Annotated in this window: 24 protein-coding genes and 2 tRNA genes; 10 read left to right on the top strand and 16 right to left on the bottom strand. The window is 35.1% G+C overall.

All coding sequences use genetic code 11. The features are described from left to right. Positions 1 to 363 precede the first annotated feature (363 nt). Both T368_RS0102415 and T368_RS0102420 read right to left on the bottom strand, forming a co-directional pair. Positions 364 to 858 (bottom strand): GNAT family N-acetyltransferase, encoded by a 495-nt coding sequence (locus T368_RS0102415; RefSeq protein ID WP_004084271.1) that lies wholly within the window; start codon positions 856 to 858, stop codon positions 364 to 366. A 20-nt stretch (positions 859 to 878) separates the two neighbouring features. Next, entirely contained in the window at positions 879 to 1,883 is a 1,005-nt protein-coding gene (locus tag T368_RS0102420) for a 3'(2'),5'-bisphosphate nucleotidase CysQ family protein (RefSeq protein WP_034567010.1), read from the bottom strand. A gap of 178 nt (positions 1,884 to 2,061) precedes the next feature. On the opposite strand from T368_RS0102420, the gene T368_RS15300 reads away from it, so the two are divergent. After that, entirely contained in the window at positions 2,062 to 2,223 is a 162-nt protein-coding gene (locus T368_RS15300) for a hypothetical protein (RefSeq protein WP_155116617.1), read from the top strand. A 44-nt stretch (positions 2,224 to 2,267) separates the two neighbouring features. Here the strand turns inward: T368_RS15300 and T368_RS0102430 are convergent, their stop codons facing one another. Then, a complete protein-coding gene (locus T368_RS0102430) occupies positions 2,268 to 2,531 on the bottom strand; it encodes a ComEA family DNA-binding protein (RefSeq protein ID WP_004084273.1) in 264 nt (87 codons plus the stop codon). A 207-nt stretch (positions 2,532 to 2,738) separates the two neighbouring features. Here T368_RS0102430 and T368_RS0102435 point away from each other — a divergent pair, with 207 nt between their 5' ends. Continuing rightward, entirely contained in the window at positions 2,739 to 3,332 is a 594-nt protein-coding gene (locus T368_RS0102435) for a UbiX family flavin prenyltransferase (protein ID WP_004084274.1), read from the top strand. Between the two features lie 372 nt (positions 3,333 to 3,704). On the opposite strand, the gene T368_RS0102440 is transcribed toward T368_RS0102435, so the two are convergent. Both T368_RS0102440 and T368_RS0102445 read right to left on the bottom strand, forming a co-directional pair. Beyond that, a complete protein-coding gene (locus tag T368_RS0102440) occupies positions 3,705 to 4,952 on the bottom strand; it encodes an amidohydrolase family protein (RefSeq protein WP_004084275.1) in 1,248 nt (415 codons plus the stop codon). Positions 4,953 to 4,965: 13 nt separating this feature from the next. Then, positions 4,966 to 5,670, bottom strand: coding sequence for a cytochrome c biogenesis CcdA family protein (locus T368_RS0102445; RefSeq protein WP_004084276.1), 705 nt, complete (start codon positions 5,668 to 5,670; stop codon positions 4,966 to 4,968). Positions 5,671 to 5,948: 278 nt separating this feature from the next. Here T368_RS0102445 and T368_RS0102450 point away from each other — a divergent pair. The 5 genes from T368_RS0102450 to rsfS all read left to right on the top strand — a co-directional run bounded on the left by T368_RS0102450 (position 5,949) and on the right by rsfS (position 8,276). Next, positions 5,949 to 6,024, top strand: a tRNA-Phe gene (locus T368_RS0102450). Between the two features lie 236 nt (positions 6,025 to 6,260). Continuing rightward, positions 6,261 to 7,097: a prolipoprotein diacylglyceryl transferase gene (gene lgt / locus T368_RS0102455; protein ID WP_004084277.1), complete on the top strand. Its 837-nt coding sequence runs from the start codon at positions 6,261 to 6,263 to the stop codon at positions 7,095 to 7,097. Positions 7,098 to 7,125: 28 nt separating this feature from the next. Then, positions 7,126 to 7,290 (top strand): hypothetical protein, encoded by a 165-nt coding sequence (locus T368_RS16085; RefSeq protein WP_004084278.1) that lies wholly within the window; start codon positions 7,126 to 7,128, stop codon positions 7,288 to 7,290. 2 nt (positions 7,291 to 7,292) lie between these two features. Further along, positions 7,293 to 7,892 carry a nicotinate (nicotinamide) nucleotide adenylyltransferase gene (gene nadD, locus T368_RS0102465; protein WP_004084280.1) on the top strand — a complete coding sequence of 200 codons (600 nt, stop codon included), beginning with the start codon at positions 7,293 to 7,295 and terminating at the stop codon, positions 7,890 to 7,892. An 18-nt stretch (positions 7,893 to 7,910) separates the two neighbouring features. Continuing rightward, a complete protein-coding gene (gene rsfS, locus T368_RS0102470) occupies positions 7,911 to 8,276 on the top strand; it encodes a ribosome silencing factor (RefSeq protein WP_004084285.1) in 366 nt (121 codons plus the stop codon). Between the two features lie 176 nt (positions 8,277 to 8,452). Here the strand turns inward: rsfS and T368_RS0102475 are convergent, their stop codons facing one another. Together T368_RS0102475 and T368_RS0102480 are read right to left on the bottom strand one after the other, a co-directional pair. After that, complete coding sequence (locus T368_RS0102475) at positions 8,453 to 8,815, bottom strand: hypothetical protein (RefSeq protein ID WP_004084286.1); 363 nt, start codon at positions 8,813 to 8,815, stop codon at positions 8,453 to 8,455. A 3-nt stretch (positions 8,816 to 8,818) separates the two neighbouring features. Further along, positions 8,819 to 10,114, bottom strand: a complete 1,296-nt coding sequence (locus T368_RS0102480) for a DUF814 domain-containing protein (RefSeq protein WP_004084289.1) — start codon at positions 10,112 to 10,114, stop codon at positions 8,819 to 8,821. A 199-nt stretch (positions 10,115 to 10,313) separates the two neighbouring features. On the opposite strand from T368_RS0102480, the gene T368_RS0102485 reads away from it, so the two are divergent. Continuing rightward, positions 10,314 to 10,520, top strand: a complete 207-nt coding sequence (locus T368_RS0102485; protein WP_230455581.1) for a hypothetical protein — start codon at positions 10,314 to 10,316, stop codon at positions 10,518 to 10,520. A gap of 110 nt (positions 10,521 to 10,630) precedes the next feature. Then, a complete protein-coding gene (gene ggt, locus T368_RS0102490) occupies positions 10,631 to 12,385 on the top strand; it encodes a gamma-glutamyltransferase (protein WP_004084292.1) in 1,755 nt (584 codons plus the stop codon). Positions 12,386 to 12,709: 324 nt separating this feature from the next. On the opposite strand, the gene T368_RS0102500 is transcribed toward ggt, so the two are convergent. The 9 genes from T368_RS0102500 to T368_RS0102540 form a co-directional block, all read right to left on the bottom strand. Beyond that, a tRNA-Ile gene (locus T368_RS0102500) sits at positions 12,710 to 12,786 on the bottom strand. Positions 12,787 to 13,068: 282 nt separating this feature from the next. Beyond that, on the bottom strand, positions 13,069 to 14,130 hold the full coding sequence (locus tag T368_RS0102505; protein ID WP_027338272.1) for a phospholipase A: 1,062 nt from the start codon (positions 14,128 to 14,130) through the stop codon (positions 13,069 to 13,071). Positions 14,131 to 14,257: 127 nt separating this feature from the next. Next, the gene (locus T368_RS14435) at positions 14,258 to 16,609 is read right to left on the bottom strand and encodes a secretin N-terminal domain-containing protein (RefSeq protein ID WP_004084297.1); all 2,352 of its coding nucleotides are present in this window, start codon (positions 16,607 to 16,609) and stop codon (positions 14,258 to 14,260) included. Positions 16,610 to 16,765: 156 nt separating this feature from the next. After that, positions 16,766 to 17,833, bottom strand: coding sequence for a translation elongation factor Ts (tsf, locus tag T368_RS0102515; RefSeq protein ID WP_027338273.1), 1,068 nt, complete (start codon positions 17,831 to 17,833; stop codon positions 16,766 to 16,768). Positions 17,834 to 17,913: 80 nt separating this feature from the next. Continuing rightward, positions 17,914 to 18,720, bottom strand: coding sequence for a 30S ribosomal protein S2 (gene rpsB, locus T368_RS0102520; RefSeq protein WP_004084300.1), 807 nt, complete (start codon positions 18,718 to 18,720; stop codon positions 17,914 to 17,916). Between the two features lie 527 nt (positions 18,721 to 19,247). Next, positions 19,248 to 20,192 (bottom strand): thiamine pyrophosphate-dependent enzyme, encoded by a 945-nt coding sequence (locus tag T368_RS0102525; RefSeq protein WP_004084301.1) that lies wholly within the window; start codon positions 20,190 to 20,192, stop codon positions 19,248 to 19,250. Positions 20,193 to 20,232: 40 nt separating this feature from the next. Then, positions 20,233 to 21,456: a 2-oxoacid:ferredoxin oxidoreductase subunit alpha gene (locus T368_RS0102530; protein ID WP_004084302.1), complete on the bottom strand. Its 1,224-nt coding sequence runs from the start codon at positions 21,454 to 21,456 to the stop codon at positions 20,233 to 20,235. An 11-nt stretch (positions 21,457 to 21,467) separates the two neighbouring features. Further along, the gene (locus T368_RS0102535) at positions 21,468 to 21,875 is read right to left on the bottom strand and encodes a 4Fe-4S dicluster-binding protein (protein WP_004084303.1); all 408 of its coding nucleotides are present in this window, start codon (positions 21,873 to 21,875) and stop codon (positions 21,468 to 21,470) included. A gap of 21 nt (positions 21,876 to 21,896) precedes the next feature. Continuing rightward, entirely contained in the window at positions 21,897 to 22,457 is a 561-nt protein-coding gene (locus T368_RS0102540; RefSeq protein ID WP_004084304.1) for a pyruvate flavodoxin oxidoreductase subunit gamma, read from the bottom strand. Positions 22,458 to 22,850: 393 nt separating this feature from the next. Here T368_RS0102540 and T368_RS0102545 point away from each other — a divergent pair, with 393 nt between their 5' ends. Further along, on the top strand, positions 22,851 to 23,618 hold the full coding sequence (locus T368_RS0102545) for an exodeoxyribonuclease III (RefSeq protein ID WP_004084305.1): 768 nt from the start codon (positions 22,851 to 22,853) through the stop codon (positions 23,616 to 23,618). The last annotated feature ends 242 nt before the right edge of the window (positions 23,619 to 23,860 follow it).

Consider the following 23,860-nt stretch of genomic DNA (forward strand, 5'->3'; position numbering starts at 1 on the left):
GGTGGGGGCGTAAATGGCAATACACTGGGTGTTATGCAGGGTTTTGGTAGAATACAAGTTGGATTTCGTGGATTTTTTTGATAGCGATTATTATACAGCATATTATCAATACCACCCTTTATGCATCACAAATACTTATATTTATATGTAATATACCTTGCATAATGCCTTTGTGAAGCATTGGAATTTGGCTATGACCTATTATGCGACTTCGCCTTTTTCCTATTTACCAATATATTTGATGTGAATTACAAGCAGCTTCATCTTTAATACATTATTGGCATATTTCTTCTAGCGTTTAAAAACATAAGGTTAGAAGTTTATTAAGGATATAAAGAATCTTGTCATAAAACTTCTATATTTTTAAAGTCCAAATGTGGCACATTCATTGGGCTTTAAAACACAATGATAAATGCGGTTATTAAAGCCAAAAACATCATAAGCCATGCTGTGAAACACAAAGCCAAACTTCTCATAAAAACCACATAAATCACTGCAAAGATATAGATTGCTAAAACCTGCATTTTTGCAATCTCTTTTTGCTTTCCCAATAAGCATACTTGCTATGCCGTTATTTCGATAGGTTTCTTCCACATATAATGCCACTAAAAATGGATAAAGATTTACACATGAGACAAAATCTTGCAATGCTATACCAACACAACCAATAATCTTTCTGTCTTTATCTATTGCAAAAAGAAAATGTGGGATAAAATCGCTTGTTTTAACACAACATTGCAAAACTTCTTTATAAAAGTTTTCTGATTTCTCATCTGCCCATGCTTTTAGCAGAAAAATTTGTGCTTTCTCTAGCAAACTTGGATTATCTTTTAGGGAGCAAATAGATATTTCTTGCATACACTCGCCTTTATTTACTATCACGATTCAATAGTATCCCTATAAATATCACCATTTTTATGTGATTTTGCAAAAGCTACAAAATGATTATTACGGATATTTTCCTTATTATAACACAAGGGCTTTTTTGTCTGTAAATCAAGCGTAATCCCACCTGATTCTAGTAAAATAATCTCACTTGCGGCAGTATCCCATTCACTCGTGCCATTCATACGCGGATAAATATCAGCGATACCACTTGCTAACGCACAAATCTTAAGCGATGAGCCTCTCTTTAACACGAGGGCATTATATCTTTGTAGGAACTCTTCTGTCGCCTTTGTGCTATGGTGGATAGAGTCACAAGCAAGAAGCCTTTTTTGATTAGCTAGAGGCATAGAATCTATTTTCTCAAAACTCTCTGCACTTTTAGAAGCATGGCTAGATTCTATATACTCATCAATATTTTTTAGAATCTCTTGTTTAATATGAGAATCTACGCCACTTAAAAACTCTAAATTATCTCCATAAATCTTTTTTACATACTCTTTTGCAAGTAGAATCTTATGCGTTTTAAGCCATTCAATACGAGATTTTTTCTCAAGATTCATACACGCAAAGTTTTTAAAATCACAAATATTATATGAAAAGCTACCAAAGCCTTTTAAGCCAATATAGGCTTCATAAAGGCAAGGGGCATATACGACACCAAGTGCGACTTCATTTTTATGCAATAAAGCAATATTTATTGTAAAGTTGCCATTGCCACTTATAAAATCCTTTGTGCCATCAAGCGGGTCAATAAGCCAAAAATACTCTAAATCCTTTCTTTCATTATACTCTAAAACTGCTTCTTCAGAACATACCTTATATGGGCTTATTGCTTGTAAATGCTGTGTAATATAGGCATTAGATTCTAAATCTGCTTGTGTTAAAGGGCTTTTATCTGCCTTTTGTATATGTGTAGTATCACCATGGAATTTCATAATGATTTTTCCAGCCTCAATAGCTATACAAAGGGCTTCATAGACTAGATTTTCAAGCATATTCACAATATTTTCCTTATTTAATAAATAAGGAAAATGATATAAAACTTTCATCGTTTTAGATTAAATAAAAGCTAAATAATACTCCAATGGCAACGGATTATACATGTTGTATTTTAATATGAACTCAAAATACTCCATGTTTCAATAACTTTAGATTCTTTATAAAAGCTCAAAAATGACAATAATTCCAATTCCATGCTTTCAATTAAACTATGCAAATCAAACACAATCTCATCTGCATTTTGACACAAAGATCTTGCTTTTTGCTTCACAAAATCTAGCACAGCAAAACGCCACGAAACATGGATTAATCATGCACTACAGCAAAAAAATATAATCACACCATTGTGATATTTATCACATATAAAGCGGATACAAAAATTATTTTTTTGTTGTTTGTGGTTGGCTCGTTACAACAATATCTTTTTTAATCTTATCAAAGATCGCTTGCCCTATGCCTTTTACCTGCATAATATCTTCAATCTTTTTGAATCTATTTTTTGTGCGATATTCAATAATCGCTTTTGCCTTTGCTTCACCGATACCATTTAATGTCATAAGCTCTTTTTGACTAGCAGTGTTAATATTTACCGCCGCAAAAAGAAAGCCGGACAACATAACAAATAACAGCAAAAATCTCTTCATAACTAAAACTCCCAAATTAAAGATTAGACTTACAGCATAACATAAAAAATCCTATAATACTTTTTTCACCTCAATGCTTATTGCATTTTTATGCATTATGTGTAAAAATGTGAATTATTTCATGCAGGTTTAACACATGAAGTTTCATATATCGCGACAAAGTTACTATAAAATCATCGATTATTTAACAATATAAGGAATTTTTGAGTGAGTTATACGCCTATTGTGCTTGGTATAAGCGGTGGAAGCTGTATTGAGTTGGCATTGCATTTTATAAAGAGATTCCCAAAAGATCGTGCACTCTATGTTGTGCCAACGCAAAATGCAGCCATGCTTTGTCAAGCAGAAAAGAAACAAAATCTTAGAAATCTTATCAATGCGATACGCACGGATAATCTCGTGATTCATGATTCTATGACAAGCCCTTTAGCAAGTGGCAGCTTTTATTTTGAATCCTGCATTATTTTACCAACAAGCAGCAACACACTATCAAGCATTGCAAATGGCTTGCAAAGCAATCTGCTTACTCGTGTAGGTGCTGTGTGTTTGAAAGAAAAGAGGAAACTAATACTTGGCGTAAGAGAAATGCCCTTAAGCGCTATTTTACTTGAAAATATGGCAAAGCTTGCTAATCTTGGTGTATATATCGCACCACCTATTGCTGGGTATTATGGCGGTATTTGTGATTTAGAATCCTTGCATGATTTTTTAGTCGGTAAATATTTTGATATGCTTGATATACCACATGATTTATTCGTGCGTTGGGATGGAAATGTTAGAAACCAGTTAATTATACCCTAGATTTCTAGCCCATTAGAGCAGTTAAAATTCTTTCTAAGATTAAGAAAACATCGTTTATTTTGGAAATCTATGGCATAGCTTTGTTATTACGATTTCGTTTGTATTTCTAGCTAGATTCCATAAAAATTAGCTTTTACAAACTGACTAATGTGTGGTAACTCATGAGATTTGGTTAATAGATTGGATGGTGTGATAAGCAGATTCCATAGGTTTGTTTTGATGTCTTGAATAGAGACTGGATTCCACGAAAATAATGAAAGATATATAAACTTAATTACACATCGTTTAGCTATAGATTCTAACACCATATCCCACAGAGTTATTTTTAATTCATGCAAGCTGATTTCTCACTAAACTTTCATTACAATGCAATCACAATTTATACAACTTGCCATCAACTACCATATATTTAATCTTCCCATATAACTCTAAACCATGATACAAACTCGTAGAATCTAAAACTTCAAATTTTTCCTCCAAATCAACGATCATAAAATCAGCATCTCTTTGTGTAGCAATATGCCCTTTATTTAGTCGCATAAGATTACTTGCATTGCTACTTGTAAGCTTTACTAAATCTCGCATTGACAGAATCTCTTCTTTCACTAGCAAGGTATAGGCAAGGCTAAAAAAGTATTCAATACCAGATACACCCTCACTTGCATATTCAAATACCTGCTCCTTATACTGCTTTGAGACTTCTTGCTGCATACTTGTTAGAAGAGAGACTTTGCCCTCTTGCAATCTTTTTACAAGTTTTTCTTTTTTACTCCGAGTAAGCAGGGGCGGGGTCATTTTGTAGCGTGTATCATAGGTTTTTATGCTTTGTTCATTAAAGATTAAATGTGGGAGTCCAACTTGTGCGTGCATGTTTTTTTCATGGCAAATCATATCGAGTGTATGGGCTATATTCATAGACATAAAAATGACTTCAATATCAAGAAACTTTGCCATTTCTTTTATTTTTGCCACTTCTTTAATTTGCCCTATCGGCGTTATCATAGGTAGCCCAAGCCCCCTTGCAAACGCACTCTCATACGCCACACCTTGCTCGATATTGAAATCAAATGCAAATACACAAAGTGGTAAATCAAGCATTTTAGCATATTGCATACTTTGATATAAGAGATTAGACCCAATCGCAGAATTACTAAAAATTGCCTTTGCATTTTTATTAAGACTATGCAATGTATCGATATTGCTTAGTCTAGATTCTGAATCTGTGCTTGCAATAAGTGGATAAATATTTATACTATTGTGTGAATTAATGCTTTCAATAAGGGCATTCATAGCTTCATTATCAATGCTTGGCTGTGTGTATGGATTAAGAAAGATGGTAGAGATACCGCCATAAAGTGCCTTATTTGCAAGTGTGTGTATGGGCTTTGCCCCAAGCTTTTTATCAAGTGGAAATACATTGATATCAATACAAGCTGGCAATATCGCATATCCGTTGCAATCAATCTCTTCGCATTCTCGCAAATCATCTCTAAACGAAATAGAATCTTGTATAACCTGTATAATCTTGCCATTTTGCACATACACACTGCCTTGCACAAAGCCCTTTTCATCATCAAATATTTTCGCATTTTTAAAACATTGTATTTTATCTTCTTGCATATCTATCCTTTCATTAACTCATAAATAAAGAAGTATCACCCAAAATGATTAAGATTCCAATGCCAATTAAAAAGATACCACATATTTTCTCAATAACTCTTAATTGCTTTTTTGCTTTGCGTATGAGATTTAAGCCCTTGTCTAAAAAGAGAGCTAATAATAAAAAAGGGAGTGAAAGCCCGGCTATAAAAGCTAAACTAGCGTATATAGCAAGTCCCTCATTCATAGAAGCAAGCAGGGCAATAGAGCTAATAATAGGACCAGAGCAAGGCGACCAGCCCGCCGCAAAACCCACGCCTATAATAAATGGTGCGATAAATCTTAGAATCTTATGTTGTTCTAGCTTTTGTAGGTTTAATTGCTTTGTTTGATTAAGCATTGCAATATGAAAGATTCCCAAAAAATGGATACCAAAAAGGATAACAATACCGCCAGAAATATATCGCACAATGGGATAATTAAAAAAATTATCGATAATTTGAAACATGGCTAAAAAAAGCAAAAAGAATACAAGTCCAAACCCAGCGACAAAAAGCACTGCATTGCGAAACATACTAAAGCGAGAATACTTTGTCTCATCATGTAGCACACTCCCAGAAATATAGCTCATATAAGATGGTATAAGCGGCAGAATGCAAGGTGCAAGAAAGTTTAGAATCCCACCCAAAAAACTTGCAATAAGCGGTAATTCAAAAAATATTTTTTGTAAAAAATCCATAGAGTTAATCCAAATAGCTTATAAATATAGTATAGAAATAAAATTATACTCAATGTCTTAGAATATCTACAACAAATGTGAAATTTTCTAGATTTGCTTTGAAGGATTCTATGACTTTATTCCAGCAATCTCTCTAAAACACATGTATTTAACATTTTAGATTCTGTAACTTATCTTTTTTAGAATCAACATTAAAAATTAAATTTTATATTTACTTTAAGTTGTTTTTAATATTTATTTTAGTAGAATTACTTCTTTTTATTGCTTAAACTCAAAATGGCTCGATAGCTCAGTCGGTAGAGCAAAGGACTGAAAATCCTTGTGTCGGCAGTTCGATTCTGCCTCGAGCCACCATCTTCCTTTGTATTCAGTTATCATTTTTATTCTTTCGCGAAATTTATCAGTTTTTGTCTGTTGCATGAAGTATTAGAAAGATATATTGTTTTAATTATTTTTAAATTTTAAAAAACCTTATGGTATCGACTTGAAAAATATCGCAAAAATCAAATTTTATACACTATTTGCTAAAAAATCATCACACATTATGTATAATTGAGATTTTTTAATTTAATAGTTATAGAGTTTATATTATGAATTTTTGGAATGAAATCTACTCTCATTTTAGTCCCATTGCCTTTAGTGCGTTTGGCTTTAATATCCATTGGTATAGCTTGGCGTATGTGTCGGCTTTGCTTATTGGTTTCTTTCTTGCGAAATATTTTGTCAAAACTATGCCGCGTTTTTCACATATTGATTCAAAGATTATAGATAGCTATTTTATATGGGTTGAGGTCGGAATCTTGCTTGGGGCACGTTTTGGCTATCTTTTTATTTATACAGATTCTGCTATGTTTTATCTCACACACCCTTGGGAAGCTTTCAACCCCTATGTTGATGGGCGATTTGTGGGTATTGCGGGTATGAGCTTTCATGGTGCTGTTTTTGGCTTTTTACTTGCTTCATTTCTGTTCTTTTATGTGAAAAAGGCAAATATTTTTGCTCTGCTTGATATAGTCGCTTTGAGTGTGCCGCTTGCCTATGTGTTTGGGAGAATTGGGAATTTTTTAAATAAAGAGTTGTATGGCAGGGTGATTGAAGAAGATTCACTAAAATTTATAGGAATCTATGTGGAAGGGGCGTTGCGTTATCCTAGCCAGCTGATTGAGGCGTTTTTGGAGGGCATTGTTGTCTTTATTATAGTGTGGATTGCTTCTAAAAAAAATCAAACTGAGGGTATGCTTATCGTTATTTATGCGTTTGCATATAGTCTTGCACGATTTATAGCAGAGTATTTTAGGGAAGCTGATGTGCAGATGGGCTATTACTTCTTAGGGCTTAGTATGGGGCAGATTCTAAGTTGCGTTATGATGGGGATTGCATTGTTTTTATTATGGATTATAAAAACTCGCAAAAGCGATATTAAGTAGCAATGATATTAAAATAGAAAGGGAAAATATGGGATTTGAAATATTTGGAAAAAGAGTGTTTGACTTTAGTATGCCTTTCTCACATTTTGAAGCATGGAGTACAATCCTTATTGTAACAGGCAGTGCGTTTATAATCTTTCTTGTGCTATCAAAAAAAGCAAAGCAATATAGAGATTCTAAAAAAGGCAAATAAGAGTGAATCTTGCTATTTTTGGTGGGAGTTTTGACCCGCCACACAAAGGGCATGTAGGCATTATTGAGAAGGCTTTGATTGCATTGAATCTAGATTTATTAATCGTGCTTGTAGCCTATCAAAATCCACTTAAAGCACATTTTAGAATCTCCGCACAAAAACGACTTGCATGGATAAAAAAAGTATGTGAAAAATATGATAAGATTCTATGCAGTGATTATGAAATATTACAAAACAAACCTGTAACGACAAAAGAAAGCATGGAGTATTTTAAGAATCTTTATAAGCCATCTACCATGTATTTTATCTTAGGGCAGGATAACTTCTTACAGCTGCCACAATGGAACTATTTTGAAGTTTTAAGAGAGAATCTTTGCTTCATAGTCTTTAATCGCATAACTAAAGATTGCTTGAATGTAAATAATGAAAATATATGTAAAGCATTCGCACAAAAGCACAATCTAAACATGCAATTTTTACATTTTTCATATCCTTATGCCTCAAGCCTTATCATTCAAAATTTAGAGTATTATAAAGATGAGATTCCAGAAAATATTCGATATGATGTGATAGAATCTTATAAGTTATTACATAAAGTTTAAATTATAAAAAGGACATATATGATAGAAAATTCATTACTTAACGCACAGAATCTAGCCCAAGCAGTAAAAGATATTTTAGATTCCAAAAAGGCAGAGTCTATTGAAGTGATTGATGTCGCAAATAAGGGCTATTTATCGCAGTTTGTAGTCGTGGCTACTGCTATGGCAGGAAAACACGCACTATCTTTATTGCATTATCTTAAAGAAGATCTTAAAGCAAAGGGGGTAAGATTCTATGCGATTGATGAAGAGAGTGAAGACTGGATTATCATTGATTTAGGCGAAGTTATCGTGCATATTTTCACAGAAAATCACCGCAAGAAATACAATATTGAAGAATTTTTGATAAAGACTTTTGGTGAAGTGGCAAATACTCAAGCCTGAAAATAAGATAACAGAATCTATTTTTAAGAAACTTTTATTCAAACCTAGATTCTAAAAAAGATTCTTATTGCAACAATATCTTCACGCGATGAGACTTCTTAATTAAGAATATATGCTTTCTAATCTAATTTCATTGCAACACAATGAGAGTTGTAGCCCCCTACCCTAACCTTGCCCTACCCTTTCACATCAAGTAAATGCGTTTCTGGTCGCATAAGCATTTCATCTTCTGTGATTACTCTATCATCTTTCTTTTTCTTTGGGGTTATTGCTGCATTTTCCATTTGCTCTTGGAAGTCTTTGCTCTCTTCTTCCTTTTTCTCTTCTTTTTCATCAAACTCTCGTTTAGCACTGCCCTCTCTATCATCTGTTTTATGCATTTCTTCTGCGGGTCGCACTTCTTCTACTTTTTGCATTTGCTCATGAAAGATTGCGTGATTAAGCGGAGTTTGGTGTGGCATGTTATTTGCGTGCAAGGCTGATGTCGCACTACTTGCTTGATTGATATAGGTCATATTTCCAATAGTATTTAAAGCCATTTGTTACTCCTTATTTAGCTGTAAATGTAGCTTATTTTCTTTCGCATAGACTACATGTGCGCCTTGTGTCAGTCTCACAAACCTGCGTTTTGTATAGTCTATCACAATTTTGTTATCTTTTATGCCACAAAGTTTTGCAAGCAGTATTCCTGCGTATTCTAGCACCTGATCGCTCACTTTATTTGCATGGATAATTAAATGTGATGATGGGATATCGCATATATGTAACCATAAAAAATCCCCCTTAGAATCTTGCAAAAGCCTGATATTTTCTCGCTCATTCCTACCTATGCTGATTTTTACCCCATCGATATAAAAGCTTGCATAATGGCTTTTTTGTAACTTCTTTGTAGTGTGTTTTTTTGGTGCGAGTATGTCTAGAGATTGGCTATTTGCATATTTTGCAAAATCGATTTGATTATTTAAAAAAATGATTTTAGATTCTAGATTTTCTTGTTGTTTGTGTATATGTTCTATTTTTTGCTTTAGCTTCTTTGTTTGTTTGAAAAGCTTATCACTTGCTAGACTTGGCTTATTCATACATGGGATTTCATAGTTTTTGTTTTCAATGCTTAGGCTTGTCGCATAATTTGGTATAGAATCTAAATGCGTTAAAATATAGTTTGCAAGCATAAAGCTTGTCTCTCTCTCTCTTGTAAGCGTGTCAATATCTGGCAGGGATTCTAAGAGTTTGGTAAGCTTTGCTTTTTTTGCTTCTAGATTCTGTAAGACTTTCTCTCGCTTTTGGTCTAGCAAACCTTTTTGCATAATATTATATTCTTCTCTAAGCATTTGCAATGTATCTTCAGTGCTATTATCAGTAAAAGTTTTTAGAAAATGTGGTTGGTCTAATGGTGCAAGTGGTATTTTAGGTAAGATTGCTCTTTTTAAAGAATCGCTAAATCGTAACGCAGATATGATTCTATCATCTTGCACAATGATCGCATTTGTAGCACGATTTATGAGTTCGATTTGAAAAAGTGTTTCAATGCTTTTATATGTGCTTTTGTATGTGCAGTATAGCTTTAGAATCTTATTCATACCATCAAGTTTGCATGTCTTAATGTTAGCTTTGTAGATATATTTACTCATTGCAATGTCAAATGGTGCATTATATTGCTTTGTTTTGAGTATGCCATCAGTGCTGTATATACGCGGATTGCCTTTATTTAAATCGATAAAATAATTTATGCTATCAAGTCGTATATGTATCACATTATCACTAATCCGTGCGATATAAGTAACCATTTTATGCGTGCAAAATAAGCGTGCAATATCATGTAAGAGTTGGAGTTTCATGCTTTTAATCCTTAGTGTATTATAAAAATAGTGTAAATATGGAATCTAAAAATATTTCATATTGAAACGCAAAAAATAATAACATAGATTCTGTATTATAGCCTGTCTTTACAAGCGTATTTTTATGAAGCAAAATTAAAAATATATAAAAGTCAAAAGTGTCGCTTATCGTTATTTGTTAATGCTTATTGGGCTAGGCGTGCAGCAAACAATTAATATGATTTCAAGCAAAAATAATCTTTTGGAAAAAACCATAGAATCAGAGATAGATTATGTGCAAATGGCAAGTCTTGCTACTGATATGTTTAGTCAAGATAGAATAGACTCGCTAGAGCTTATGGCAAAGCACATTCTCTCACTCCCTTTATACAAGGCTTTTATGTGTTTGTGTGTTTTTGAGTGTTAGAGAGAGTGTTTTATTATGTGTTGCTAAGTGAATATAAAAATATTATATTTCTAGTTACAAACTAAGTTATAATAAAAGTCTTTTGAGATGAAATCATAAAAAGGATAAGCATGTTATTATCATATCTAAAATCGCTAGATTGTGGCATAAGACGGAATAGAATATTTAGCATTCTCGCACTTTGTGCTATATTGTTTAGCATGACACATATAAATGCCGCAAGCTATGTCCCCATCAAAGATAGAGAGGGAAGCGGGCTTACTATGACAAGCAGTCCTTATGCAAATGCCATTGGTAAAGCCGTGCTAGATAGCGGTGGGAATGCCATTGATGCAACGGTTGCAGTGAGCTATGCCCTAGCAGTTACTCACCCTGCGGCAGGAAATATTGGCGGTGGTGGATTTGCCCTTATCCATTTAGCAAATGGAGAAGACATCGCCCTTGATTTTAGAGAAGTCGCACCAAAGGCGGCTAGTCGCGATATGTTTTTAGATTCTAAAGGTGAGGTTATCCCAAATGCCGCTGTTACAGGCTATCTCTCTGTTGGCGTCCCGGGTAGTGTAAAAGGCATGAGTGCCATGCTTGATAAATATGGCACAAAAACGCTTAGTGAGCTTTTAGAACCAGCAGTTATGTTAGCAGAAAAGGGCTTTATGGTAACGCAAAGACAGCAAGAGACTATGCAGGAAGTCCAAAGTGATTTTGCAAAGTTTGAATATTCTTCTAAATACTTCTTAAAAGAGAATGGCGAAGTCTATAAAGATGGCGATATACTCATACAAAAAGATTTAGCAAGGACTTTAAGAATCTTGCAAAAAGAAGGCGAGAGTGCATTCTATCAAGGCGAAATTGCAAAAGCGATGGTAAGCGATATTCAAAAAGGTGGGGGCATACTCACACTGCAAGATTTAAAAGATTATGAAGTAAAATGGCGAAAGCCTTTACGCGGGACTTATCGTGGATATGATATTATCACCATGCCTCCACCTAGCAGTGGTGGGGCGCATATCCTTGAGATTCTAAACATTATCGAAAATGCGAATATGGCTAAACTCGGCTTTGCATCATCAAAAAGCATTCATCTCTTAACAGAAGCCATGCGACAAGCACAAGCTGATAGATCTAGTTTTATGGGCGATCCAGACTTTATTGATTTACCCCTAGATACACTTTTAAGCAAGGAATATGCTAGAGAAGTCTATCGCTCTATAAAGACAAATAGGGCGACACCAAGCGATAGGATAATCCCGGGTTTAGGCAAAATAAAGCAAAATAATAATCCAAACCTGCATGAAGGCAGCAATACCACGCATTTTTCTGTGGTGGATAAATGGGGAAATGCAGTCAGTGTTACCTATACGCTTAATAGACGCTATGGCTCTGGGGCAGCTGTGAGTGGCTATGGCTTTTTGCTCAATGATCAAATGGAGAATTTCTCTATCAAAGTCGGCTATCCAAACAGGCATGGCATGATTGAAGGCACAAATAATGCTATCGCACCAAACAAACGACCGCTAAGCACGATGAGTCCTACTATGATTCTAAAAGATGGTAAGCTATATGTTGTGCTTGGAAGCCCGGGGAGTGGGAAGATTATAAGTGTTGTAGCTCAAGTGATTGTAAATCTCATTGATTATAAAATGGATCTTGTAACCGCCGTAGAATCCCCACGCTTTCACATGCAATGGCAGCCAGATACGCTAGATATTGAGAAGTTTTCTATCAATAAAGACACGCAAGAGATTCTAAAAAGAATGGGATATAAAGTCATTGAAACTGACACAATGGGCGATGTCAATGCTATCTTAATTGACCCAAAAACAGGTATTATCTATGGCACACTAGACCCTAGAAGGAAGATATAATGCGATCAATATTGTTTCAAACTTGTATACCGCAGAGATTTAATATCTTAGATATTAATTACTGCTATGTTAAAGCACTTATCAATAGAATTGCTTATTTTGTTACTATATACATAATCGGTAAAGATTTTATATAGGCTCGAGTCTATTGATGATTATTAAATCCATACTTACAAAAATAATAAATTATCTATCTTGTGTCACATACATGGTGCAATATGAACTCTTGATAATACCTAGATTATATTGCTGGGTAGTTTTATTAACAAAAAGATATTCTGACTACACAGACTTTCAAGATTATTGTATATAAAAAACAGAGAGTGGTGGATCTTGTAGGACTTGAACCTACGACCACTCGGTTATGAGCCGAGCGCTCTAACCAACTGAGCTAAAGATCCATTATGTAAAACGGAAGAGTTATTCTAACATAAAAAATAGTATTATGGTAAATAAATTTAGCGAAAAAATATTTTTACCTACACTTTAAATCGCTAAAAATACTCAAACACTAATTCAAACAATATTAACACACATAACATTTTAACCTTTAGCTCTGTATTTACCTAAGGTTAAAGTTAGATTCTAAATTTAGAGATCTTTTTACATTTAGCATGGCAATCATTGAAAGTTAGAATGTGTAAGCAACTATATTAACTTAAATCTTTATGAAAACCCAGAATCTAAAAATCACGCAAACGCACGCCTACGCCAATTCGATTTACAGGCAAACTATATTCATATAAGCTATCGCCGTGTCCATAGAGATACTGTACATAAATGGCATAATGCTTACTCACACCATAGCTATATCCAAGCTCTACATGCCCTTTCCAATCCCAGTAATCACGGCTAAAATAATTATTAAAAATATTGTTTAGATATAGCTCAAAATGATTATTTTTATATGTGTAAGATAGCTTTATATCTCCATATCCCATATATTTGCCAATATCTCCATTTGTTTTTGCACCATCATAAGCGATCGCAGAGATATTCATCCACGCACGCAATCTCGCATTGAAATCCTTATATTTATAATTTGTTTCAAATACCACTCTATCAAATGCTTTAGATCTTACAAACTTACCACCCCATGCTTCTTGACGCGGATCAGAATCATATATATTTTCTCTCTCGCCATTGCTTACATGTCGATATCCAATAGAAAACCAGTTAAAATAGCCACCATCGCCATTTGCAATGGGAATGGGCTTTTTATATATAAAGCTTATCGCAGGCGATAAATCTGTATCACGCAAAGGTGCGCTTTGTGGGTCATTATAAGTTTGCAAATAGATTCTTTGCATGTAATCAAAGCTAAAAGCACAATATTTACACATCACATCGCTTAATAACTCTAAACGAAAGCTTATTTGTGCTTTAATCTCTGTGCGTGTTAGATCCGGGCTATACATATCACTAAAGCTATAATATGCAGGTAATATATACCATGGCTCATAAAACTTAAAATGCGAAAAGAATGATCTTACATCAAGTGTTTTTGAATGAAAAGGTGGTGTTTGTATGCGTGCATAATCATCACTTATGCGTTGGTCTAGTGCATTTTGTTTAGAATCTTTTTGCTTGGAATCTTCTTTAGGACTTTCTTTCGTGTTTTCTTGGGAATCTTTTGTAGAATCTATTGTTTGCAAGTCTTTAGTATGACTTTCTATATTGTCTATCGCATAGGCTATGTGTATATGCAAGAGTATATATATGATACATAGTTGTTTGATACGCATGTATTAACCTTTAAGGAATCTTGAAATAAAATTAGATTTGTTTTTGCAAAGCGTGTATTGTAACAACAAAATGTAAATTCTTTGTGGTGGAGATATGCTTACTCGTGTAATCTTGCATGTAAAAATGTTATCGTATAATATGCGGTGTGATGATGATTATTAACTCTTCGCTGCGATTTGTGCGACTTTGTTTGCCAAAGATATTTTTTAGCCATTTGTTTTCGCCTATCTTTGGTATAGCTTGGCTTGTATTTTGGACGACATTATTTAATAATCCGCCAATAATCACTCGTTCGCCATCTTTTAATTTTACGATTGAGGAGAGTTGATTTGTGCTAAGGTTTGGAGGTGCTTTTAAGGCGTCTGCGGCGTTTTCCATATCTGGGTCTTTTGTCTTTGTGATAGATGGATTAATGCGTAAGATTACAGAATCATGGCTAATTGATGGAGTAATATCAAGCAATATCCCTGCAAAAACGCTTGGGTATTGCGTGCTTGTATTTTGGATTGTCGTATTTGTATTATTTGATTGATACACGAGATTTTGTGTGTAACGAAGGACAGAGCCGACACTAATTAATGCTGGTTGATTATTTAATGCCATAATCTTTGGATTGCTAAGACTACGCAAATCGCCATAAGTGCGTAGGAGATTAAAAATACTTTGTAAATCAGCATTATTATTACCAAGTGTAAGCATTGCACCCCCACCGCCAAATGCGATATTAAGACTTGATTGCGTAGGATTTAAGATAGAAAATATTTGCTGCCAGTCAATGCCAACATTATTTGTTTGAAAATGTATGAGTGATAGAATCTCCACATCAATGGCTACTTGCATATTCATCTTTTGCTCTAAATCTTGCAAAAATTGTGAGACTTCTCTCATCTTCTGCTTTGTAGTCCATACTGCAATAAGCCCCGCCCCTTTGTCAATCATGAATTTATCGCCAAGCTTTGTATCAAGCATAATGTGAAGCTTAGATTCTATATCTGCCCAAAAGTTAATCTCATCAAGTGAATACACCTTTGTTCCACTTTTGCCAAAACGCGTATTAGCCGAACTCATTTGAGAGCGAAGTTGATTGCGTAATGAAAGATTATCAAGGTAGCCTGGCATGCTTTGATTTTCTCTTTGTGAAGTTTGTGTATTTGCTAGATTCTGCCACGCATAGTTTTGTGTAGAATAGTTTTGTGTGTAGTTTGGAGTCATGCTATTGTAGAATCCATTGTATCCTAAGCCGTAGTTTTCATGTTGTTCTTGTGCGAATAGGACATCAGTGTTGCTTTGAGCCATTCTTGTGCTTGAAATGTAGTTTATCGCAAACATTTGCATGGAAATATCACTGATTATCAAGCGATTAGAATCTATGCTATAAAACATATCGCTTAAAAGCATTTCTAGCACAAAGTCAAGCGGTTTGTCGCGTATATTTAGCGTTATGTTTTGTTGATTGTGTAGGTTTTGTTTGGCATTATGTGTGTATTGTATGGAGAAATCACACTCTTTTGCTAGGGCGTGTAGCAAGGTGTGGATATTTAGCTTTTCATCTTTTGTGATATTAAACTTCTTTTTTACACATTTTGGGGCTAGTAGGCTTGTGTTGATAGTTGTCTTTGTGTTATTTTGTTTGCTTTTTGTGTCTTGTTTTTGTGCTAGATTCTGTGTGTTTTGCACAGAATCTTTTAATGGGGAATCTTGTGGGATAGAATCTTTTAGTCTAGATTCTATGTGTTGCAAGGCTTGTTTAGAATCTCTTAAATCAAAGCTATTAATAATGGTGTTTGGCAGGGACACAGAGCAACAAAATGTATCAAGAATAGCTAGAAAATCCCTATAGGTAACATAGCGATTTGTAGAATCTAACTCTTGCGTAATGATAGGATTTAGGGTGCTATTTGTGGAATCTGGTGCTACATTGTATGAATGTTTGGTATTTTGTGTAGATACATGGAGTATAGATTCTCTAGCTTCTTTGGTATTTGGCGTAAAGTTAGATTCTATATCTTGTGTTTCTTGTCGTAGTATAGAATCTTGTTTTGTTTGCGTGTGGCTTGTAGCATGTGTTTTAGAATCTAGCCCTAGTGATTTAGATGAGTTTTGGGTATGAAAAGATTTAGAATCTAATCGCTTTCGTATAGACATAGTGTTTTGCGGATAAGTGCTAGAATCGTGTGTATTTTTTAGCATTTCATTATAGTTTTTTAGTATAGCCTGATATTGTGTATCCATGCTGGAGTAAGGCTCAAATGCTGTGCGAAGATCGTGTATAATCGAATAAGTTTGCAATGTGTTATGCGTAGTGTTTGGATAGGTTTGCATTTGCTGTGCGTTTATAGAATCTTGTGCTTTATCTATACTCTGTTTAGCATATAGAACTTGATAGAATGTAATCATAAAAAAGGATATATAGCTAAAAACAATATAGAATTGTTTCACATATAGCATAAAGATTCTATAACCACCTCGCTGTATCATAATGCTATATGCCTTGCTTTAATATGTCTTCAAAAATAATCTTTAGCTTATGTATATGAGTCGTGATGAAATCAATTTCACTAAGAATGCTATATGGATTTCGCAGAATCCATACTTGTTATAATCTTAACAAATCCATCAGCATTAACCAAAAATTTACTTCATTTGTGCTGCAACTTCTTCAGCAAAGTTATCCACTTTCTTTTCAATACCTTCACCTAGCTCAAAGTTTATGAAAGATACTACTTGTATATTGTCATTTAACTCTTTGCTTTTTTCATTTAATACTTGTGTAATAGTCTTTTTATCATCAAGGGCATAAAGCTGTGCTAATAGGGTTAATCTCTGGTCTAAAATCGTATTATCAAGGATAAAGCGATCTAGCTGACCCGGAATAATCTTATCCCAAATTGCCTCTGGTTTTCCCTCAGCCTTTAATGTAGCACGCAATTCTTCCTCTTTTGCTTTCAATACAGATTCACTAAGCTCACTGCGGCTTACAAACTCTGGAATGCGGTGCAATGGCTTTTTCAGTCTTGCTAACTCTTCATTTTCTTTCTCTAATTCCGCAGCAATAGCTACTCTCTCTTTTGCTACAAAATCTTTATCAAGCTCTTTATAACTCAAAAATTTTGGCTTCATAGACGCGATATGCATACTCAAAAGTTTGCTAAATTCATTCAATTTAGACACATTTTCATCTTTTTCAACGCTTAAAAGTGTTATTGCCCCCACCTTTTTATTATGGTGCAAGTATCCATTAATAAGCTGATTTGGCTTACATGTGATAGTAGCAACACGGCGGATAACAATATTTTCTCCAATAATGGCAATCTTTTGCTTTAAATAATCTTCAAAAGACTCACCATTAACGCTAAGCTGCATTAAAGATTCTGTTGTGTTTAATGAGCGTTTGAACGCTAAATCAAGGATATTTGCAACAATCTCTTGAAAATCTTCATTTTTAGCTACAAAATCTGTTTCAGAATTCACCTCAACCAAAGTAGCCTTTGTGAAATCATCAGCAATTTTCATTGCGATAACGCCCTCAGCTGCGATTCTATCTGCCTTTTTAGCTGCCTTGCTTAACCCTTTTTTGCGTAAATACTCTATTGCTTCTTCAATATTTCCTTTACATTCTTTCAATGCGTTTTTGCATTCCATGATACCTGCATCAGTCTTTTTACGCAACTCCGCTACAACCTTTGCAGAAATCTCTTGCACTTCTTGCTTTATTTGCTTTCCTGCCTCGCTAATTGCATCTTTTGCATTTTGCAATGCTTCTTTAGTCTCATCACGCATTTTTATTCTCCTTCTTTTGCTTGAAACTCTTTTTCCATTTCTGCTTGTAATTCTGCCATTACCTCATCTTTTTCAGCATCTGTAGCAGGTAGCGGCTCTGTTCTCTCTGTATTTTCTTCACCCTCAATGCCATTCATCTCACGCCCTTCTGTAATCGCATCGCTTATTTCTTTACAGAAAAGCTGAATAGAGCGGATCGCATCATCATTGCCCGGAATTGGGTAGTCGATTAAATCTGGATCGCAATTTGTATCAAGTGGTGCAACTACTGGAATGCCAAGTTTTCTTGCCTCACCAACCGCAATTTTTTCTTTCAGTGCATCAACAACAAAAAGCATATCCGGGGCTTTTTTAAGATGTCGTATCCCACCAAGATATTTATTTAACTTCTCTTTTTTACGCATAAGCATAAGTTTTTCTTTTTTTGTCAAAAGATCAATTTGCCCACTTGATTCCATCTCTTCAATAATCTCAAGCTTTCTTACTGACTTTTTAATCGTGCTAAAGTTTGTGAGCATACCACCAAGCCAACGATAATTTACATAAGGTGCATTTACTTTTTCAGCATACTCTCTCAAAGTATCACTTGCTTGTTTTTTTGTCCCAACAAACATAATAACCTTGCCCTCACTCGCCGCATCACGCACGATATTATAAGTGTAGCGGAAGTAACGCAGCGTCTTTTGCAAGTCAATAATGTGGATATTTTTACGCACACCAAAGATGAATTTCTTCATTTTTGGATTCCATCGCCTTGTTTGATGTCCAAAATGCACACCACATTCCAACAAATCTTTCATAGTAACCATTATATAGCTCCTTAAAATTTAATAGTAAATTTTGTGAATTGGTTTTGCCACCATGCCCATTAACCCTTGAATTTGCAGTAAAACCAAGCCTAAGCTTGAACACACAAAAAAGGGCAACCAACTTTTAGGATTGACATGTGAGTTTTTCCACAAAGCAGAAATTATACAACAAAATTGTAAGTTTTGTGATTTTTTTGTTTGTGAAAATTTGTTTGTGGGTTATTTTATAGGTATACTATACTTTATAGATTCCATAAACACCACAATGAATGTAGGATTTAGAATTTGCGGTTACGCTAGAACCCAGCAGTCCACTCAAATGGCTATAAAACCGGATTGAATTATATACTCTATGATAACTTCATATAACTTAAGAGTTGTAGTGTCTTAGGGTCAATAAAAAGCGATTGGATAGCATGGGGAGTGCATGTAGAGATTCTAAGGATTCAATCTACTTCATCAAGTAAATCCAAATCCCAATAGTTTTAAAAGAATAGTTATGGAGAATAGCAAACTCGAAAAGTGTATTATAATTTCGCTTCCTCTCTTCTTTGTAGTAGCTCCCATCTAGCATCAACATCTTTTTGAAATTGCTCGATGATATGCTCATTTTCTGGTTTAAATAAGTGTTTGAATCTGCCTTGTGCGGCTAGATAGTCTCTAACTGGAATGACATTTTTAGGGCGGTAAGTGATACGCAACTCATGCCCATCAATGATTTCATACAATGGGAATACAAGGCTATCTACGGCTAAATCACTCATTTCAACGGTGTGATTTGAGTTAAATTTCCATTCAGTCGTGCAAGCACTCATAGCATTGATAAAAGTAGGTCCTTCTGTGTCAATCGCCTTTTTTATCTTAGCATTCATATCTTTCCATTTATTTGGTGCAACTTGTGCGACATAGGGGCTTCCATGTGCCGCCATAATGCTTAGCAAGTCTTTTTTCTTTTGCTTTTTACCATAGCTTACTTTTCCTGCTGGTGTTGTGGAGGTGCTAGCCCCAAGCGGTGTAGAGCCACTTCTTTGTCCGCCAGTGTTAGCATACACTTCATTATCAAGGCAAATATATGTGAAATCATGCCCTCTTTCAAAACAGCCACTAATCCATTGGAATCCAATATCATAGGTCGCACCATCGCCACCAAATGCTACAAATTTAGGCTTTTGCCCTTTGTATTTGCCTTTTCTCTCAAGGGCTTTATACATAGCTTCAGCACCACAAATAGCGGTCGAGCCGTTTTCAAAACCGATATGAATCCATGGCACATTCCATGAAGTATGCGGATATACTGCTGTTGAAACCTCTAGGCAGCCAGTGGAGTTTCCAATAGCTATTGGTCCATCAACTGCATTTAAAACCTCTCTCACAATCATACCATGCGCACAACCCGGACACAATAAATGCGCACCTTCAAATCTTTCAGCACTTTTGCTAAATTGTTTTAGATTTTTTATCTCTTTTGTCATTATCTTTCCTTTTTAATACAACTTTTCAAAGTTAAGAATCTTAATTAAAACCCATTTCTTTACCACGCAAACAAATCCACTGCTGTGCGTTATGCGTAAGCTTTCCAGCCTTCACATTCTCAGCAAGTTCGCTATAAATCTTTCTAATATCTTTTTGTGTTAAGTCTCTCTCACCTAAGCCATACACATAGTTAGAAAGTATAGGACGATTATTTGTAGCGGCTTGATAGATAGCTGCACTCACTTCATTAAACATAGCACCCATAGCCCCAGCTGGTGAAGACTTATCCATGATAGCAACTGCTTTTGCGTTTTTCAATGCCTCGCCTACTTGCTTATAAGGGAATGGGCGTAATACATGGATAGTTACAACTCCAGCTTTTATGCCTTGCTCTCTCATAGCCTTTGCTGCAACTCTTGCAGATTCTGCGGTTGTGCCGATAGCAAAGATTGCTACTTCCGCATCGTCCATATCATAGCTCATTACAGGCTTGTATGCTCTGCCTGTCTTTTCTTTAAACTCATTAAATACGCGTTCAATAACAGGCATAGAATCCATGATTGCTGCATGTAATTGTGCCTTATGCTCATAATGCCAATCTTCTTCTGCTTGCACACCATAAGTAACAGGTTTGCTAAAATCAAGCAATGCGTTTTTTACCTTATAATCACCGATAAATTTATATGCTTCTTCATCGCTTAAAGGACGCACATTTTGTGCGGTATGTGAGCTTAGGAAGCCATCTTGATTCACTATTGTAGGCACTCTTACATCATAGTCTTCTGCGATTTTAAATGCCATAAGGTTAAAGTCATAAGCTTCTTGTGGATTACAAGTGCAAAGCTGAATCCACCCTGCATCACGGCATAGATACATATCTGAATGATCGCCATGTATATTTAGCGGTGCTGCTAATGCACGATTAACTAGATTTAATACAATAGGCAGTCTCATACCACTTGCTTGATATAATACCTCAACCATTAATGCCAAGCCTTGTGAGCTTGTAGCAGTAGCCACTCTACCACCTGCTGCTGCTGCACCAACGCAACCACTCATTGCTGCATGTTCAGATTCTACAAGCACAAACTCGCCATCAATATAGCCATTGCCAACAAATGTGCCATAATCTTGCACAATCGGCGTCGATGGTGTGATAGGATATGCTGCCATTACATCAATTTGTGCTTGTCGCAGGGCATGACTAGCGGCGACATTGCCATCCCATACCTCAACTTCTTGTAAATCATATACTTTTGCCATTGTTTAACTCCTTATGCCTTTTTCTCTTTCTTCTCTTTTGCTGGCCATTGACTAATCGCATCTTCTTTTGTAACAAAATCTTGAAACATAATTAAAGATTTAGGATTTGTAGGACACACATCAGCACATACACCACAACCTTTACAATGCTTATAATCTACGCCTGTCATTTTCTCATCTCTTACTAAAATAGAGCTATCGGGGCAATACACCCAGCAAAAATAGCAGTTAATGCAATGCTCTACATTATGCACGGGCTTTTCTGTCCGCCAATGTGCTACGCTTAGTGTGTAAGAGCTATTATCTGTATATTTTCTCTCCTCTTGATGTAGGTCAAGGCTTTTTTCACCTTCTGTTTCAAGTGGAAATACAACTGCACCGGGTAATAAGTCATTCCAACCTTTATTTGCATTTTGCATAATCTATCCTTTCATACTTTATTAATGCACTTCATCATACGCGCGCTGGATTGCCACCATATTTGCATCAATAATTTTTTGTGGCATTTTTTTTCCCAACACTTTTTTAAACGCTTCTTTAAACTCTTCGATAGGTAAAAGACCAGATTCTTTAATGAAAGCACCAAGCATAGGAGCATTTGGGATAGGCTTACCCAATGCCTCTAAAGAAATCTTAATGCAATCCACTATGTAAAACTCTCGATCCTTTAACTCCGGCTTTTTCTCTTGCAACTCTTCTTTACTTAAATGCGTTGTGATGATATATTTTGTTGTAGGCTTTTCATTCTCAAAAATATCTGCGATAAAAGTAAGACCGGGGTCAATCACTAATACATAATCTGGCTCCATGTATTTCTCATGATTAAGAATAGGGGTATCATCAAACCTATCAAATGCCGCCATTGTAGCACCGCGTTTTGCAGAACCATAAGTCGCAAAAGCCTGCACCTCTTTGCCTGTGCCAGCGATTACATCTGCTAACCCTTTGGCACCTGTTACAGCACCCTGACCAGCTCTACTATGCCATCTGATTTCTAACATTATATTCTCCTTGTTTTGGGTTATCGTTTCAAATGGAAACACAAACATTCTCTTTAAACATTATTGTATGTAAATGAAGCATAATAAATACTCTAAAAGACTATGTTGTTAGTTTATGCTGCTGTGTGTAAAGATCTTGTTATATCTTAATTGTAACAAATATTTTGTAAATTCCTGGGATTTTCATTTTGCTTACACGATATCTATGGATTTTCATGTGTTAAAAAGAAACATACTTTAAGAAACTCTTTTACTTTCAATAACACTTTTATTACTTTTTGTTACACATTGTAGCTAGAAATGTGATTCTATATTTGCATTAAGTAATGTTGTATTTCTGTGGTTATAATTTTCCCTTATTGAATCTATGTGTAATACTTTAAGGACAATAATATGAAAATGATCTCTTGGAATGTAAATGGTTTGCGTGCATGTATGACGAAAGGATTTATGGACTTTTTTAACACAATCGATGCTGATGTATTTTGTATCCAAGAATCTAAAATGCACAGAAATCAAAGTGATTTTGTATTTGATGGATATTATCAGTTTTGGAATGAAGCGGAAAAAAAGGGATATTCTGGCACAATCATTCTTAGCAAAACAGAGCCTTTAAGCGTGTGTAATGATATGGGGATAGCACACCATGATAAAGAGGGGCGTATTATCGTTGCAGAATATGCGACCTTTTTTCTTGTAAATGTTTATACGCCAAATTCTAAACGAGAGCTAGAGCGGCTTACATATAGGCAAGAATGGGAAGATGATTTTCGTGCTTTTTTAAAGGGATTAGAGCAGTATAAGCCTGTGATTGTATGTGGTGATTTAAATGTAGCACACAAAGAAATAGATTTAAAAAATCCAAAAACAAATCGCAGAAATGCAGGATTCACTGATGAAGAGCGAGAAAAAATGAGTGTGCTTTTAGAGAGCGGCTTTATTGATTCTTATCGCTATTTTTACCCCGATAAAGAGCATGCTTATACATGGTGGAGCTATATGGGCAAAGCAAGGCAAAATAACACGGGTTGGAGAATTGATTACTTTTTACTCTCAAGATGCCTTGCTAAGAATCTTAAGGAAGCACATATTTACCCCGAGATAATGGGGAGTGATCACTGCCCTGTTGGCATTGTGATTGATGAGAATGCGGTTGTGTAATGTGTAAATATTACCGCTTATAGATAGCCACATCTCGATTATCCGATAGTTGTTAAAGCTAAAATAAATTAATAACTTGGAATCTTTTGCTATCTGGAAGTGTAAGCAAAATGATTAAAATATAAACAAAGTCATATTCTTATAAACCTTAAACTATGATTTTACTTATTTTTATTGTGGATATACTAGACAATGTTAAGGCTACAAAGAGTATATGTTCTAGCGTTAATATTACATTAAGC

Source organism: Helicobacter bilis ATCC 51630 (genome assembly GCF_000686565.1).
In the GTDB taxonomy this organism is placed as follows: Bacteria; Campylobacterota; Campylobacteria; order Campylobacterales; family Helicobacteraceae; genus Helicobacter_A; species Helicobacter_A bilis.